Annotated in this window: 17 protein-coding genes; 16 read left to right on the forward strand and 1 reads right to left on the reverse strand. The window is 39.0% G+C overall.

Features of this window, described 5'->3' with window-relative positions; all coding sequences use genetic code 11:
* The first annotated feature begins 5 nt into the window (after positions 1–5).
* Both BHU72_RS11150 and BHU72_RS11155 read left to right on the forward strand, forming a co-directional pair.
* Positions 6–1,871 carry a GAF domain-containing sensor histidine kinase gene (locus BHU72_RS11150; RefSeq protein WP_069702699.1) on the forward strand — a complete coding sequence of 622 codons (1,866 nt, stop codon included), beginning with the start codon at positions 6–8 and terminating at the stop codon, positions 1,869–1,871.
* Positions 1,864–2,508 (forward strand): response regulator, encoded by a 645-nt coding sequence (locus BHU72_RS11155; protein ID WP_083248414.1) that lies wholly within the window; start codon positions 1,864–1,866, stop codon positions 2,506–2,508. The genes BHU72_RS11150 and BHU72_RS11155 overlap by 8 nt, the downstream gene beginning before the upstream one ends.
* A gap of 85 nt (positions 2,509–2,593) precedes the next feature.
* Here the strand turns inward: BHU72_RS11155 and BHU72_RS11160 are convergent, their stop codons facing one another.
* Positions 2,594–3,178 carry a rhodanese-like domain-containing protein gene (locus BHU72_RS11160; protein WP_069702700.1) on the reverse strand — a complete coding sequence of 195 codons (585 nt, stop codon included), beginning with the start codon at positions 3,176–3,178 and terminating at the stop codon, positions 2,594–2,596.
* A gap of 261 nt (positions 3,179–3,439) precedes the next feature.
* Here BHU72_RS11160 and BHU72_RS11165 point away from each other — a divergent pair, with 261 nt between their 5' ends.
* The 14 genes from BHU72_RS11165 to BHU72_RS11230 all read left to right on the forward strand — a co-directional run bounded on the left by BHU72_RS11165 (position 3,440) and on the right by BHU72_RS11230 (position 15,249).
* The gene (locus tag BHU72_RS11165; RefSeq protein WP_069702701.1) at positions 3,440–3,865 is read left to right on the forward strand and encodes a C-GCAxxG-C-C family (seleno)protein; all 426 of its coding nucleotides are present in this window, start codon (positions 3,440–3,442) and stop codon (positions 3,863–3,865) included.
* A gap of 5 nt (positions 3,866–3,870) precedes the next feature.
* Positions 3,871–5,007 (forward strand): aminotransferase class V-fold PLP-dependent enzyme, encoded by a 1,137-nt coding sequence (locus BHU72_RS11170; protein WP_069702702.1) that lies wholly within the window; start codon positions 3,871–3,873, stop codon positions 5,005–5,007.
* Positions 5,004–5,216 (forward strand): putative Se/S carrier protein, encoded by a 213-nt coding sequence (locus BHU72_RS11175; RefSeq protein WP_069702703.1) that lies wholly within the window; start codon positions 5,004–5,006, stop codon positions 5,214–5,216. The genes BHU72_RS11170 and BHU72_RS11175 overlap by 4 nt, the downstream gene beginning before the upstream one ends.
* Before the next feature lie 42 nt (positions 5,217–5,258).
* Positions 5,259–5,603 (forward strand): sulfurtransferase-like selenium metabolism protein YedF, encoded by a 345-nt coding sequence (yedF, locus tag BHU72_RS11180; protein ID WP_069702704.1) that lies wholly within the window; start codon positions 5,259–5,261, stop codon positions 5,601–5,603.
* Complete coding sequence (locus BHU72_RS11185; RefSeq protein WP_218076131.1) at positions 5,596–6,375, forward strand: acyl-CoA dehydratase activase; 780 nt, start codon at positions 5,596–5,598, stop codon at positions 6,373–6,375. The genes yedF and BHU72_RS11185 overlap by 8 nt, the downstream gene beginning before the upstream one ends.
* Before the next feature lie 79 nt (positions 6,376–6,454).
* Positions 6,455–7,606, forward strand: coding sequence for a double-cubane-cluster-containing anaerobic reductase (locus BHU72_RS11190; protein ID WP_069702706.1), 1,152 nt, complete (start codon positions 6,455–6,457; stop codon positions 7,604–7,606).
* A gap of 204 nt (positions 7,607–7,810) precedes the next feature.
* Positions 7,811–8,497, forward strand: a complete 687-nt coding sequence (locus BHU72_RS11195) for a YdjY domain-containing protein (protein ID WP_069702707.1) — start codon at positions 7,811–7,813, stop codon at positions 8,495–8,497.
* A 25-nt stretch (positions 8,498–8,522) separates the two neighbouring features.
* Positions 8,523–9,122: a hypothetical protein gene (locus tag BHU72_RS11200; protein ID WP_069702708.1), complete on the forward strand. Its 600-nt coding sequence runs from the start codon at positions 8,523–8,525 to the stop codon at positions 9,120–9,122.
* A gap of 54 nt (positions 9,123–9,176) precedes the next feature.
* Complete coding sequence (locus BHU72_RS11205) at positions 9,177–9,884, forward strand: TVP38/TMEM64 family protein (protein WP_069702709.1); 708 nt, start codon at positions 9,177–9,179, stop codon at positions 9,882–9,884.
* Between the two features lie 45 nt (positions 9,885–9,929).
* Positions 9,930–10,883 carry a lysylphosphatidylglycerol synthase transmembrane domain-containing protein gene (locus BHU72_RS11210; RefSeq protein WP_069702710.1) on the forward strand — a complete coding sequence of 318 codons (954 nt, stop codon included), beginning with the start codon at positions 9,930–9,932 and terminating at the stop codon, positions 10,881–10,883.
* A 341-nt stretch (positions 10,884–11,224) separates the two neighbouring features.
* Positions 11,225–12,496, forward strand: coding sequence for an ABC transporter substrate-binding protein (locus BHU72_RS11215; protein WP_141709305.1), 1,272 nt, complete (start codon positions 11,225–11,227; stop codon positions 12,494–12,496).
* Positions 12,462–13,313: an ABC transporter permease gene (locus BHU72_RS11220; protein ID WP_069702711.1), complete on the forward strand. Its 852-nt coding sequence runs from the start codon at positions 12,462–12,464 to the stop codon at positions 13,311–13,313. The genes BHU72_RS11215 and BHU72_RS11220 overlap by 35 nt, the downstream gene beginning before the upstream one ends.
* Positions 13,313–14,116 (forward strand): ABC transporter permease, encoded by an 804-nt coding sequence (locus BHU72_RS11225; RefSeq protein WP_069702712.1) that lies wholly within the window; start codon positions 13,313–13,315, stop codon positions 14,114–14,116. The genes BHU72_RS11220 and BHU72_RS11225 overlap by 1 nt, the downstream gene beginning before the upstream one ends.
* Entirely contained in the window at positions 14,116–15,249 is a 1,134-nt protein-coding gene (locus BHU72_RS11230; protein ID WP_069702713.1) for an ABC transporter ATP-binding protein, read from the forward strand. The genes BHU72_RS11225 and BHU72_RS11230 overlap by 1 nt, the downstream gene beginning before the upstream one ends.
* Positions 15,250–15,280: the final 31 nt, after the last annotated feature.

The following is a 15,280-nucleotide window of genomic DNA, read 5'->3' on the forward strand; positions in this document are numbered from 1 at the left end:
TTACTATGAAGCTTCGTGACAAAATATCCATAGGAACGATTAGTATTACAATTGTCATGGGATTAATAACTATGATTATTGTACGTTTAATAATCTTAGATTCTCTGCAGAACCAACTGCAAGCAAAAGGGGAAACAGTTACAAGATTAGTTGCGGAGGACATTGCCAATGCGTTCTTGGAAGGAGAAATATTAGCAGTTAAACGTAGTCTAACAGATTTTGTCGATAATAACCACGAAATTGTATACAGCTACATTATTAATTATCAGACGCAGAATACTGTGCACACATTTAATCATGGATTCCCTGCTATATTACCACCGAACACACGGATCGATTACAATCAAGATTTAAATGTTACAATCTACGATTCTGATTATGGATTGATTCGCGATATTGGATATCGAGTCATCAAAGGTACCGATATTGAATTACACGTTGGTTTCGATGAACAACAAATTTATTCTGTGTTAAACCGAATGTCGATCATTATATTAGGAGTTATTATAGCTGGTATACTACTTAGCGTTATGATTTCTACGTTGGTTAGTTATGTAATTACAAAGCCAATCGGTCAATTTACAGAAAAGGTAAAGAACTTTAAATATGGTGATGTCATTAGCAATTCGCCGTCGAGTAATGATGAAATAGGAGATTTAGAAAATGCATTTCAAGAAATGTCCATTAGAATACAAGATAATATTAGTGAAATAGAGAAAAAGAATAAAGATTTATCGATGTATAATGAAATAGCTAAGGTAATTAGTGGAGAGACAGAACTCGATTTGATTCTTAAGGCTTCTCTGACAAAGCTTTTAGAACTTCTTGATTTAAAATTTGGTTGGATTGCACTATTAAACTCTGATCAATCATGGGAATTTGCAGTTGAAGTTGATGTAAATAAGCAAAGTAATGATTCCAATGATAACAGTCAAGTGAAATGTATTCAAACGTATGCAAAACTAACAGAGAAGGACAAAGAGCCCCGTGTTATAAGTTATCAAAATCATTTGATGATTCCATTAATTGCAAAAGGAAAATCTATAGGTGTCATCTACTTAATGATTAGCGAAAGAAAGGATTTAAAATCTGGGGATTATGATATTCTATCCGTTGTAGGTAGACAAATTGGTACAGCGATAGAAAATGCTCAATTATGGAAAAGAATAAAAACAAGAAGTTTATTGAGGCAAGAACTCATTGAAAAAACGATTCAAACACAGGAGGACGAGCGATTAAGAATCGCAAGAGAGCTTCATGATGAGACGAGTCAGAACATTGCAGCCTTGAGTCTCGGGATAAAGACCGTTGAATTATCATTAACGGATGAGAATATAAAAACTAAATCTCTTTTGAATACATTAAAAGATAGTATTAGCATAACGGTAAAGGGAATTCATAATATAATCTACGATTTGCGTCCGACCCTATTAGATGATAAAGGACTTATACCCGCTGTAACGTGGTTAGCAGACACAAAGTTATCGCTAAAAAATGTGAAAGCTCATGTGACTGTCACTGGTGAAGAGCATAGATTGTCAAGTGAATTGGAAATAAGTGTTTTTCGCATTGCCCAAGAGTGTATTACGAACATTAGTAAGTACGCTCAGGCTAACATAGTATCTATTCGATTCATTTTTACTGATGAGAACTTTATGATGGTGATAACGGATGATGGTATTGGTTTTGATTTAGAGTCCATTTTATCTGAAACATCGAAACATTCCAGAAGAGGTCTTGGATTAATAGGAATGAAGGAACGGGCATCCTTGGTTGGTGCTAAGTTGAAAATATTTTCAGAATTAAATAAGGGGACAACATTGTCTTTCGTAGTGCCTACCAAAATAGTTGGGGGATACAGTATTGAATAAGATTCGGGTTTTTTTAGTAGATGATCATAATATGTTTAGAGCAGGGGTTAGGGCATTACTTGAGAGCTATCCTGACATACAAATTATAGGGGAAGCTTGTGATGGGAATGAAAGTATTGAAATGATATTAAAAGCTAATCCTGACGTTGCTATCATGGATATAAGCATGCCTAAAATGGATGGGTTAACAGCTACAAGATTACTAAAAGAGGCTAATCCTAATTTGAAGTTGTTATTCTTAACCCAGCATGAGAATAAAGAATATATTGTTCCGGCCCTAAAATTAGGGGCTGAAGGTTATATATTAAAACGTGCAGCATCCGATGAGCTTGTGCACGCGATTCGCAAGATTGCACAGGGAAATAAATATTTAGATGCGGCTGTTACTAGTGCTGTTCTTGATGCGATGTCAAATCCCTTTGATAATAGCAAGGATGCCTATGAAGACTTAACTGGCAAGGAGAAAGAAGTGTTATTGAATATCGCAAAGGGCAAGACGAATAAAGAAATAGGCGAGTCGATGCATATAAGTATCAAAACTGTCGAGCACCATAGAGCAAATATGATGAGAAAATTAGGTCTGAAAAATCTTGTGGAGTTAACAAGGTATGCAATAAAAAAAGGGATTATAGAATGAAGAAATACAATAATATTCGATATAATAAACACAGGGGATTTCAACTGCCGTAAGTGGTATTGAAATCCCCTGTTATATATTCTCATTACTTCTCAAGTAATTCGTCATAAGGCCAAGCAGCCTGACCACCTTCGATTATGAACAAGCGATCATTAGCAACACCCTGTTCAGCTAAGAAATTAAATGTGTTCTCAGCACCGCTTTTACCACGAGGACAAACGATATAAACGGGGTCGTTGGAAGCTAATACATCTGGTAAGACTTTTGCAAGTTTTTGTTTATCGTCATTTGTTTTCACCGGGAAGGCATTTGTTTCGATTGTCCCTTTGATATGATGCTTACTATACTCGTCTTCAGGTTGAATATCGACAAGAAACATTTTGTCGCCTTTTTCAATCGCTGACTTGACGTTCTCAGGTTTAATGTATTGCAGTACAATTTCCTTCGGCTTTTCTTCAGAATTTTGTTTAACAGTAGCAGTGTTAGGAGAAGATTCTACTGATTGATTTAGCTGTGATTGAGGGCCTGTGCTTTGGGATTGAGCTGACTGACTTTCTGTTTTCGGAGTTTGGGTAGAATTAGTAGTTGATGAACAACCACCGATGATTAGGCTTAATGCTAGGATGGTAGCAAGTACTACATACAAGCTATGTTTCTTTCTTTGTATCATGTTGTAATTTCCCCTTTTCTTTTTAAAAATAATTAAGCATTTCAAAAACTATTATATATTAGAAATTTTAATAGCAGTCATTCGGGAAGCTTATATAGTTATTTGAAAATATTATAGCCCTTAAGAAGTAAGTTCCTACTTTCAAAAATTTGAAATTTGGTATACACTTATTTCGATATTAAATGAAGTTATAATCGTATAAATCAGTCTTATATTGATAGTGTAAAACATATAGTAGAAATAGTAATTGGAGGTTAAAAGATGGAGACTGTAACAACAGCAGAAGTAGCGAAGGATAAAGCAATGGAAGCGTTTAAACAAAAGAGCAATTGCTGTGAAAGTATGATTCGGACATCTATTGAACTACTAGAGTTACCAATTCCGCCCGAGGTTGTGAATATGGGAAGATTTTTCCAAAAGGGAGTTGCAGGTTCAGGGTGTGTCTGCGGTGCGCTAGCGGGCGGTATGATGATTCTAGGATACGTATTGCATGATCATCCTCGAGGTCTTGAGGCAGCGAAGAAATTTGAGCAAGGATTCCGTGAACAAAACAGTTCTACCTGTTGCCGTGTCATTCATAAGAAGCAAGGTATGTTGAACAAGATTACAGGGAGTGGCTGCTGTTCTCTAACTGGCAATTCTGCAGAATTATTGTTTTCCATTATAGAAGAGTATAAAGGGGAGTGAATCCCTTGATATATTTAGACAACGCAGCAACGAGTTGGCCAAAACCAGAGCAAGTTTATGTTGCGATGGACCAAGCGCTACGCGAAGGTGGAAATGCTGGAAGAGGTGGGAATGCAAAATCTTTGGCAGCTAGTCGTGGTTTACTAGAGACGAGATTGTTATTAGCACGGTTATTCCACATACCAACACCTGAGAGGATTGCCTTTACACAAAATGTCACAGAGGCCCTAAATCTAGCATTGAAGGGATTCTTACAACAGGGTGATCATGTCATCATTAGCTCCTTTGAGCATAATTCCGTGTTTCGTGTTCTAGAGTTTATGCGACGAACGATCGATCTAACGTATACAATAGTAGATTGTTTAGGATTATCGGATGAACAGCTTATAGAAGAGTTTCGTCGTACTATCAACTCAAGTACAAGAATGATTGCTACAACCCATGCATCGAATGTAACAGGCACAATCCTACCAATCGCTAAGATAGGTACTCTTGCGAAAGAATACGGTTTAACGTACTTAGTAGATTCTGCACAAACAGCTGGGATTCTTCCGATTGATGTTGAGGAAATGAATATTGATATACTTGCGTTTACTGGTCATAAAGGGCTTTTAGGTCCTCAAGGGACTGGTGGGTTGTATGTGAAAAAGGGAATCACACTAAACCCGTTACTCCATGGTGGCACGGGAAGTCGTTCCGCATTACTTATACAGCCGCAAGAGTACCCAGAAATGCTAGAAAGCGGCACCAGAAACATACCGGGAATCATTGGACTTGGGGTTGGGGTTCAGTATTGTTTAGAGCATATGGAATCTATGCGCGACCACGAAACAACTTTGGTGACAAAAATTTTGCACTATATGGATCGAAATCCGAGAATTGAATATTACGGCCCTAGAGATGCTGAACATCGAGTTGGCCTTATAAGTTTTAATTTACACCATAAGCCGGCAGACGAAGTGGGGTATATTTTGGAGCAGCAATTCGGAATTGCTACAAGGGTTGGTCTTCATTGCGCGCCTTTAGCACATAAGTCCATTGGAACATTAGAACCTGGGGCAGTACGCGTAAGTGTTGGTCCGTTCACAACAGAAGAAGAGGTAGAGCAATTGTTACGAGCGTTGGAGGTGATATTGTCTTGAAATTGGTTATCTTTCCTACAGTACATTGGACGTTAACCGCCGAAAAGGCTTTAAAGTCAGCAGCGATAAATCATCACGTCGTACCTGTGCCGCCATATGTGAATGAAGGCTGTGGTCTGGGGATTAAAATATCAGATGATTTAGAGAATGCTGCAATGGATGTTTTTTACAAAGAAAATATTGAAATTGAAAAAGTAATTACTCAATAAATTGCAAAATCACATCTTGAATAATAGAAAGGGAGTTTATCAATGGCAAAAAAATATGCAGTTCTAGTAAGTGGGAAAGCGTTAGGAAAAGGGGAAGACGAGCTAGGTGTTAAGCTTATGTCAAATTATCTGATTGCTTTATCTGAAGGGGAAGAACTACCGTCTCATGTTTTCTTAATCAATTCAGGCGTGCTACTTGCACAATCAGGAGAGAAGACTGTTGTGTCTCTTCAAGCACTTGCAGAAAAAGGTGTGAAGATTCTCGCTTGCGGGACATGCTTGGATTATTACCAAATCAAAGATCAACTTGCAGTTGGTGAAGTGAGTAACATTTATACATTGCGTGATATCATTGCACAAACTGACAATTTAGTGTCGATTGGATAGTACCATTATGTACACCTTAGGAATAGACGTAGGCTCCGTCTCGACTAAAGCCGTTCTTTTTGATGGGACATCGTATCAATATTTGATTATGACAACGGGTTTCTCGCCCAAGTCAATTGGCCAAGAGGCGCGTGATTTACTCCTGAACAAAGCTGGCATATCCCTTAATCAAGTGGCTAAAACAATCGGAACTGGTTATGGTAGAATTCACATGCCTTATGCAGACAAAACAACGAATGAACTTACTTGTCATGGAAAAGGAGTTCATTTCCTATATCCAGATGCTGGGGCAGTCATCGATATTGGTGGACAGGACAGCAAAGTAATATTGTTAGATGAACGAGGTAGAGTTCGTGACTTTCTACTAAATGATAAATGTGCGGCTGGTACTGGACGCTTTCTGCAAGTGACTTCTCAAGCCCTAGGGATTGATTTAGATGAAATTGATTATGTGACAGAAGGTCAACAACCAGTGGAAATTGGCAGTATGTGCGCGGTTTTTGCAGAGACAGAGGTGCTGAACTTAATCGTACATGGTCACGCTCCAGGGGCAGTTCTTGCAGGAGTACTGAAATCTATCGCAGTCAGGATGACGGCTATGGCAGCAAAGCTATATTCCGGGAATGAAATTGTTTTCACGGGGGGACTTGCGAACAGTTTTATGTTACGAAAAATGTTTGCGAATCAATCGGGCTGGACTGTGTATGTACCAAAGCAACCACAAATTATGGGGGCTTTAGGTGCTGCTGTCATAGGTTATGAGATGATCTAACATCTCGGTGATTAATGGTTTCATGTAATTCTAGTTTAATGCAATGATAGTTATACAAAATATTGAGGGAGTGGAAAAGATGAGACCACAAGCAATGGAATATTTTGACCAATTAATCGCAAATAGTGCAGTGGATATCAAGAATGTTAAAGAGCAAGGACGAAAGGTTGTCGGATATTACTGTGTATTCTCCCCAATAGAGTTAATTGAGGCTACAGGGGCTCTACCAGTAGGATTATGTGCTACAAAACAAGAGCCTATTGCGGATGGGGAGAAGGTTCTGCCGCGCAATTTATGTCCACTCATTAAATCTAGCTATGGATTCGCTGCAAGTGGAAAATGTCCTTTCTTCCATTTTGCCGATGTGATTGTAGCAGAGACAACTTGCGATGGGAAGAAAAAAATGTATGAACTGATGACGAAGCTAAAGCCGTTGATGGTCATGGATATTCCAAATACATCGAATTACGAGCGAAGAGTTGAGCACTGGGTAGGAGAAATTCAAAGGTTAAAAGGATTTCTAGAAGATCAATTAGAAGCAGAAGTGACAGAAGAAAGACTACGTGATACAATTCGCATCTATAATCAAGAACGCAGGGATGTAATGGAGCTTGTCGCATTAAACAAGCATAACCCTGCGCCAATGTCTGGAATCGACTTGTTAAAAGTATTGTGGGGTAGAAGCTTCCAAATCAATCGCGAGGAATTCTCTGCTAACCTAGCGAAGCTTACTGAAGAGGTAAAAGGTATCATAGAAAATCGCGCGGATAGTGATCGAGTTTCGAATAAACCAAGAATTCTCGTGACAGGTTCTCCGACAGGTGTTGGTCAGGAAAAGGTTATGAAAATCATTGAAGAATCTGGCGGTCAAGTAATCCTTCAAGAAGCCTGTAGCGGGATTAAGGGATTTGTTGACTTAATTGACGAAGAAATCGACCCATATATTGCCCTTGCGAAAAAGTATATGGATATCCCTTGTTCTTGTTTATCGCCAAATCCTAGAAGGATGGAGCTCACTAGCCAGCTGTGCAAAGATTATCAAATTGATGGCGTTGTGGATATTACACTACAGGCTTGCCATACGTATAATATCGAGTCTTACTCGTTAAAAGAACATTTACGAGAAAACGATAATATTCCATTGCTACAGATTGAGACAGATTACAGTCAGTCGGATGTGCAGCAAATTAAGCTACGAGTAGATACTTTCCTAGAAATGCTACAAGAGTAAGGGAATACAAACTATCAAATGAATTCGAGGTAATTAAACATAATACAAAAAAACTAGACTGATGGGAAAAGTATGATTGACCTCCTTCGGCATTACGTGCTATACTCTTGTCATAATAAAACTTTATAGCGCGATAAAACATTTTTATGACAGAAATGCAAAAAACGCTATAGCACATATTACAAAAGGGGAGAAATTTGAAACATGAAAAAGAGCTTTTTATTCGTAAGTCTAGCAATTATTTTAGTTTTTGGTCTAGTATTAGTAGGTTGTGGTTCTAAAGATGCGGGTTCAAATGCACCGCAAACTCCTGCTCAAGAAGCTACTGATGCAAATGAAGTAACAGAACAAAATCCATTAGTGATTAACAAAGAAAACAAATCAATTTCTGTATATGGAAAAGTAAACGGTAAGTATTTAGTAGAACCAACTCGTCATGGTTTTAACTTCCATGAAGGTAAATACGGAGATCAGGCAATTTTCGTTGCGTATGCAAATCCATTAGACGTGCATGATGCTTTAGTTGAAATTGGTGCTGTACCTGGTAACAATTTAGACCTTACAGCAGAGTCTGATAACAAGTTTATCGAAGGTCAAGATTTAGATGTAACGATTACTTGGGAAAACGCTGGCAAAGAGTACAACATGAATGAAGTATTAGTTGATTCCAATAACCAACCGTTCGCATTTAAATTCGGTGGCAACTATGACCGTGCGAAAGAAATCTTCACAGGCTGCTTACTTTGCTTAGATAGCTGCCCAGTTGGTATTACAAGTAACAGCTCTCACCCAACAAAGACTTTTGCTGACAAAAAAGGTGAGTTCCGTGGAAATAAAGATGTTCTACCTGGTGACGGCACTGGCGTAGTTATCACGTACACAATTAAGTAAAAAGTTAATGCGTAGGAGAATGAAAATGCAGATATTGCGATGGGTCATCGGTTTGTTTCAGACCATTTTCATCCACTTCCTTCTAGGGCTAGCAATTGCTATGTTGATGGTGAAGTGGACCTGGCTAGACATGAGGTCCAACGCAGGCGCAATGATATTCGCATTACTAATCATCTCTACTTGTGTGTACTTACTAAATTCAAAAGTTCGATTATATCGAAAGCTATATTGGCAACGACCATTGATTGGGTCGTTGCTAATAGGCTTTAGTGGCATTATTATTGTTGCCACGAATTCTTTTACAATCGATCACATGTTAATCGTACCAGCGTATACCGTGCGTGCGGGTTTCTTTTTGAAAAATGTAAGTTTAGCACAAGTGAATATGACGATGCTTATCATTTTGATTGTTGGGCTGATTAGCCATATTTTATTACACGCCAACCGTTGGGGATTACTCAAGGGTTTATCTCTACAAAGTAAGGAAGAACATCCGATTCGAGAGACTAGTAGAAAGAGAAAGATGCAGATTCTTGGTGTGATGTACCCTGTATTTATTTTTCTAACATTATATTTGGTGCAACCGGGGATTCGTTACTTCATCAATCAATATGTATGCCACTAGAGAAGAGAGACAGCATACGTGTAACAAAATATAGGATTTGAAGGAAGTGTTCGAATGGAAAAGAAGAACCAATGGGTTAAAATAGGTATATTACTTGTAATTATCGCAATGATAGCAATTGTTCCTTCTTTTAGAGAAACAGCTTTTAATATTGTTGAGAAAAACAACTTTGTAGCAATGAAGGAATACATTCAGTCCTTTGGAATATGGGGACCGATTATATCGATGTTAATGATGACTATCAACACCATGATCATTCCATTACCAACATTTATTATAACAGTTGCGAATTCGTTGATTTATGGCTGGGAGTGGGGCATTATTCTATCGTGGAGTGGTGCGATGTTAGGGGCGGCTCTTAACTTTGCACTTGCAAAAATCTATGGTAGACCACTAGTAGAGAAAATGGTTGGGAAGAAGAGTTTAGAGATTGCTGACGGATTCTTCGAAAAGTATGGGAAACATACGATTATGATCACACGCTTATTACCGATTCTATCTTTCGGTATTGTAAGTTATGCAGCAGGCCTTACGAAAATCCGCTTTAGCACCTACTGGTGGGCGACGGGTGTTGGGCAAGCACCGGCAACAATCGTGTACTCGTATATTGCGTATTCCATTGGTGACGAAATTCTTAAGGGCGATGCAATAATCTCAGTCCCTGTACTTTTCTGGGCTGTTATCGCTGTCTTAACACTTATGGTTTTTGCATGGGCGGCGAAAGGGTTCTTAATGGACAAAAAACCTCAAAAAGCTCAATAAATACAACGTATAATAACCCAATAAATCATTGAATGGGGAACCGATATGGATTCTACACGTAAGAGGATTGGTTTAGCAGTCCGCATTATGGTATCAATAGGAGTCTTATTATACCTCTTTTATCGAATCGATTGGCAAGACGTAACAAGAAATATTCAAAGTGCAGACTACAAGTTTATTGTAGCTGCATTTTTTGCTACTCAATTGGCGATCTTTATCAGCGGAATTAAATGGCATATTTTATGCAAATCGACATCGAATGTCGGTTTCTGGGAAAGCCTACGCTGGTACTATATTGGTTTTTTCTTTAGTAATTTCCTTCCTGGCAGTATTGGTGGTGATGCGCCACGCATCTACTATGCTAGCAAAAAAATGGGTCTAGCCAATGCAGTCGCATCGATTACTGTGGAGAGAGTTTTTGCAGGGATTGCGTTAGTGCTTACGGCATTGATTGGCTTTATTGGGGCTCAGAGTATGACGGAATTCTCCTATCATCTAGTGATATTAACGGGAGTTTTCGCGATCCTATATATTATGCTTTTTAATAATAGTGTGATCCGTTTTATGACTAGGCGCTTTGGGAAAAGCATTCAAAACTTCTACCAAACGATTGATCATTATAAAAATCAAAAACGACTATTGTGGAAATTACTAGCCTATTCTGTGGCATTCCAGTTTTGTTTCGTATGGATCACAGACTTGCTCTACCGGGCATTAGGGGTAGAAGTGAACTTTCTTTATCAGCTGGCTTTTGTAGCTATAATATCAGCCATTACAATGATTCCAGTCTCAGTGAATGGCTTAGGTGTAAGGGAAGGTTCTTACTCGTACTTCTTTGCCATAATTGGAATTGCTGAGGCGACATCTATTACAGTATCTCTGCTATTTTATGTGATAGTATTACTCGCCACGTCAGTTGGAGGGCTGTTCTGGATTATCGAAAAAAAGGAAAGCAAAGAAATTGCTACGAATTTCAAAGCAGAATCTTTAATTCAATAAGTTGTAACAAATATATTTAAGTATTTTGATTTCAGCGGGGTTAACTAATGCGCCCACTACTACAGAATGGTTCTTCTATTTTTATAATAGTTAGAACCATTACGTACCCTTAGGTGAAAGTGGGAGATAAGTGCCGCCAAGCTTCACCCACAAGGGGTACAGGCGAAATAAGTGCAACTAAAGTTCAGGTGGAGTAAAAACTCCATCTGAACTAAGTTTTCTTTATATACTAAGTTGGGGTTCAATAAAGATATGATAGATAATATGCAAGCTACAAGCTACAAGCTACAAGCTACAAAATACAAAATACAAAATACAAATAACAAAATTAGGAGGGCGTTATGAACGCGCGACAACAAACGATACGAATATTAGTAGTGATGTTAGGATTACTGGTAATCCTTCTACTTGCGGCCTGTAACAATCCATTTAAGGCGAAAACAGCAAATCCAGATAAACCTTTAGAAGTCCCGGGATCTCTATCAGATGCAAGCTGGGATGAAATTGTAGCAGATGCACAAGGGAAAACGGTTAATATCTATATGTGGGGTGGAAGTGACGCAATCAATCGTTATATTGATGACTATATGGCCCCAATGGTGAAACAACAATATGACGTAACGCTAAAGCGTACGCCAATGAACGCCCCTGACTTTATTAATAAGCTTCAAGTAGAGAAACAGGCGAATAAACAAGAAGGTGTTATCGATATCATATGGATTAACGGGGAGAATTTCCTAACGGCTAAGCAAGCAGATATCTTGTACGGGCCATTCACGAATCAATTACCGAATTTCAATGATTATGTCGATCAGAACGATCCAAGTATATTATACGACTTCGGCCTTGCTACAGAAGGGTACGAGGCTCCGTGGGGGAAAGTGCAATTTACCTTTGCGTATGATTCTGCGAAAGTAGCGAATCCGCCAAAGACTTTTGAGGAACTATTAGCTTGGACGAAGGAAAATCCAGGTCGTTTCACATACCCTGCTGTACAAGACTTTACGGGTAGTGCGTTTATTCGTCATGTTTTATATAATGAGACTGGCGGGTATGAGCAATATTTGAAAGAAGACAGCACCTTAGGTGATACGAGTAAGGTGTGGGAATATTTGAATGCGTTAAAGCCTAATTTATGGAGAAATGGAACCACTTATCCAGAAAACCTTGCAAAACTAGACCAACTTTTTGCATCTGGTGAAGTTTGGATTACAATGGGATATAATGAGGCGCGTGCTTCAAATATGATTACCGATGGAATTTTCCCAGAAACGACACGTTCTTTCGTCATGGAAAGTGGAACGATTGGCAATACCCACTTCTTAGCAATTCCGTTTAATGCACCACAAAAAGCTGGAGCTTTAGCGGTGATTAATGCATTGTTATCGCCTGAGGCGCAAATTGCTAAATATAATCCAAAGCAGTGGGGTGAAGGAATGGCGATTGATGTGAATCGACTCAATGATGTCGATAAGCAACAAATTGCAGCAATTGATCCAGGAGTTGCAACACTTCCAATGGATGTATTGTCGAAATATCGTTTACCAGAAATTTCTGCAAAGCACGTAGAACAACTAAATGAGGAATGGCTTACAAATGTGGCGGGTCGCTAAACCGTACTTTTATATTGCACCAGCATTTTTAATTATTATGATGTTTCTTATAGCAGGCGTTGGAGAAGCTCTTTTACAGAGCTTAGGGCGCCTGCCTTTTCTTCATAACCAGAATCTTTCCTTCGCTACCTATGAGAGGATGTTCTCTGGGCGATGGTTTTTGCCGTCTTTATTGTTAACCTTAAGAGTGTCGGTCATTTCTACTATTATATCTGGCGTCATCGGTCTAGCGATTGCGTACTTCTTTATGAATCGACCAATTGTATATTTATTACCGTTTGCAATTCCGCATATTGTAGCTGCGTATATGATTTTTCTATTGTTTACTTCAGGTGGTTTAATTTCAGGGTTATTGTATCAAATGGGAGTCATAGATTCGATGCATCAGTTCCCAGTACTTGTTCACGACTCCTTCGGTGTTGGGATTATCCTTGCTTTTGTATGGAAGGAAGCACCGTTTATAGCAGTGTTCGTTGCGGCAGCGTGGAAACAGATTGATCAAGACTGGAGTCTCTCTGCGGCTAATTTAGGGGCTAATCGTTGGCAGACCTTTCGTTATGTTACGTTTCCGATGTTGTTACCAGCTTGGTGGAGTGCTATGTTGATTGCCTTTGCATTTACTTTAACTTCATTTGAGATACCGTATATTTTAGGCATTACATTTCCGAAGTTTCTATCGGTGTATGCGTATGACTATTTCACACATCCAAATCTTGCGCATCGCTCAATGGCGATGGCGATTAACTTGCTATTATCTGCAATTGCGATTGTGATTGCATTTCTATATTTTCGAATGCAAAGACGGTGGGATACATGATGGGAACAGGAAAAGGAAATACTGTGTGGCGTCTGTTCATTCTATTGATCATAGCAGTTCCTTTTTACCCGCTCATTATATGGTCTGTTGCGAGTGGTTGGCAGTGGCCAAAACTTGTTCCAAACGAAGTGCAGTGGCGTGCTTGGCAGTATGTATTTTCAAGTGGTGATGTTTGGCAATCGATAGGACTGACGATGTGGATTGCGGTGGTAGTACTTGTGATTAACCTACTACTAGCGATTCCCAGTGGACGCGCCTTAGCATTCTACGACTTCAAAGGTAAGGGATTTGTCGAATTGATTCTCATCATGCCGATTATGATTCCACCCTATGCGATTATGATGGGACTACAATTATTATTTCTACGTGCCGGCATCACGGATCAAATGATTGGAGTAATTATTGCTCATATCTTTCCGACATTGCCGTACATGGTCCGTGCTTTAACAATCAGTTATAGCGCTGCTGGAAGAGAGTGGGAAGAGGTAGCAAGTGTTCTTGGGGCTAGCAAAAGACAAACCTTTACGGCTGTTACGATTCCGTATCTCTTACCAGGTATCATTGCTGGTAGTTTTCTTGTAGTGATTATTTCCATCAGTCAATATATTATTACGATGATTATCGGCGGTGGGCAAGTCGTAACACTACCATTATTACTTGTGCCATTTATTCTCGGAGATAATCCTGTGATTGCAGCGGCATACAATAGCCTGTTTGCTTTTCTTGCTATTGGAATTATGATATTAATGGAAGTGTTCTTAAAGCTTTATTATCGAAATCGACAAGAATTTGCGGTGAAATAATGGATACCAATACACATATAAAAGAATGGCTAAGCGTTCAGGATGTAAAAAAAGCATATCATACCCAAAAGATGGGGCCTATCAATCTCCGAATAGAAAAAGGTGAGATGTTTGTATTACTAGGGCCTTCTGGCTGTGGGAAGACAACGTTGTTAAAAATGATTGCCGGACTAGAGCGGCAAGATACTGGAAATATTGTGGTTAACGGTGTGGAGATAAGCAATGTGCCAGCCCACCAACGGAAGATTGTGATGATGTTTCAACATCCACGATTATTTCCACATCTTACGGTGGGGGAAAATATAACCTTTGGATTGAAAATGGCTGGGGTAGAGAAATCGATACAGGCGCAAAAACTTTTGCAGATGCTAGAGTTAGTTCAATTAACTGGTTTTGCCGGCCGTTATCCCAAGTCATTATCTGGTGGACAACAACAGCGTGTTGCGTTAGCAAGGGCACTTATTTTAGAGCCAGAAATTTTGCTACTAGATGAGCCTTTTAGTGCACTCGATGTTTCCTTGCGAGAGGAAATGCAACAGTTAGTATTAAAACTACAGAAGGAACTATCATTGACGACGGTTCTGGTGACCCATGACCAAGAAGAGGCGATGGTCATAGCCAATCGAATTGGTATTATGTTTGATGGTGCGTTGGTGCAAGTGGGCACAGCCCAAGAAATATATCATCTGCCAGCGAATGCTCGAGTCGCAAGGTTTTTTACCACGCAGAATCTGATCTATGGATATGTTGAAAATCAGAGATTTTATGCCAGTCATCACGAGCAAGTTTCTTTCCCTGTCCCTGCCTCGGTCTCATGTTCAGGGAAAACGGAATCAATAGCATGTATTAAAGACGAATCGATTATGATTGACGAATTGGAAGAGCAGTACGAAGAGAGCTTTGAAGAGCAGCTTAAAGAGGAGTTTAGAAAGAAGAATGAGAAGGACATTTTACGGTTTGTGGCAAAAGTAACTTTACGTACATTCTATCGTAGCGCATATAAGGTGAAAATCGCATGGATGAATTTGACCTTCACTGCTTATTGTAATAAAGAATTACATGTAGGGCAGGCTATTCAAGTCTCAATTCCAATTGATGAAATCATTATATTGAAAAAAGAGACTGCTAAGTAAGGTATAAAGTATTATATATAGTTTTTTTAAT

The sequence above is a fragment of the Desulfuribacillus stibiiarsenatis genome (genome assembly GCF_001742305.1).
GTDB lineage: Bacteria > Bacillota > Bacilli > Desulfuribacillales > Desulfuribacillaceae > Desulfuribacillus_A > Desulfuribacillus_A stibiiarsenatis.

Coding starts and splice junctions, on each gene's coding strand:
- BHU72_RS11195 (WP_069702707.1), top strand. CDS start 7,811: ATGAAAAAGAGCTTTTTATTCGTAAGTCTAGCAATTATTTTAGTTTTT.
- BHU72_RS11190 (WP_069702706.1), top strand. CDS start 6,455: ATGAGACCACAAGCAATGGAATATTTTGACCAATTAATCGCAAATAGT.
- BHU72_RS11165 (WP_069702701.1), top strand. CDS start 3,440: ATGGAGACTGTAACAACAGCAGAAGTAGCGAAGGATAAAGCAATGGAA.
- BHU72_RS11225 (WP_069702712.1), top strand. CDS start 13,313: ATGGGAACAGGAAAAGGAAATACTGTGTGGCGTCTGTTCATTCTATTG.
- BHU72_RS11230 (WP_069702713.1), top strand. CDS start 14,116: ATGGATACCAATACACATATAAAAGAATGGCTAAGCGTTCAGGATGTA.
- yedF (WP_069702704.1), top strand. CDS start 5,259: ATGGCAAAAAAATATGCAGTTCTAGTAAGTGGGAAAGCGTTAGGAAAA.
- BHU72_RS11205 (WP_069702709.1), top strand. CDS start 9,177: ATGGAAAAGAAGAACCAATGGGTTAAAATAGGTATATTACTTGTAATT.
- BHU72_RS11210 (WP_069702710.1), top strand. CDS start 9,930: ATGGATTCTACACGTAAGAGGATTGGTTTAGCAGTCCGCATTATGGTA.
- BHU72_RS11220 (WP_069702711.1), top strand. CDS start 12,462: ATGAGGAATGGCTTACAAATGTGGCGGGTCGCTAAACCGTACTTTTAT.
- BHU72_RS11215 (WP_141709305.1), top strand. CDS start 11,225: ATGAACGCGCGACAACAAACGATACGAATATTAGTAGTGATGTTAGGA.
- BHU72_RS11200 (WP_069702708.1), top strand. CDS start 8,523: ATGCAGATATTGCGATGGGTCATCGGTTTGTTTCAGACCATTTTCATC.
- BHU72_RS11160 (WP_069702700.1), bottom strand. CDS start 3,178: ATGATACAAAGAAAGAAACATAGCTTGTATGTAGTACTTGCTACCATC.
- BHU72_RS11150 (WP_069702699.1), top strand. CDS start 6: ATGAAGCTTCGTGACAAAATATCCATAGGAACGATTAGTATTACAATT.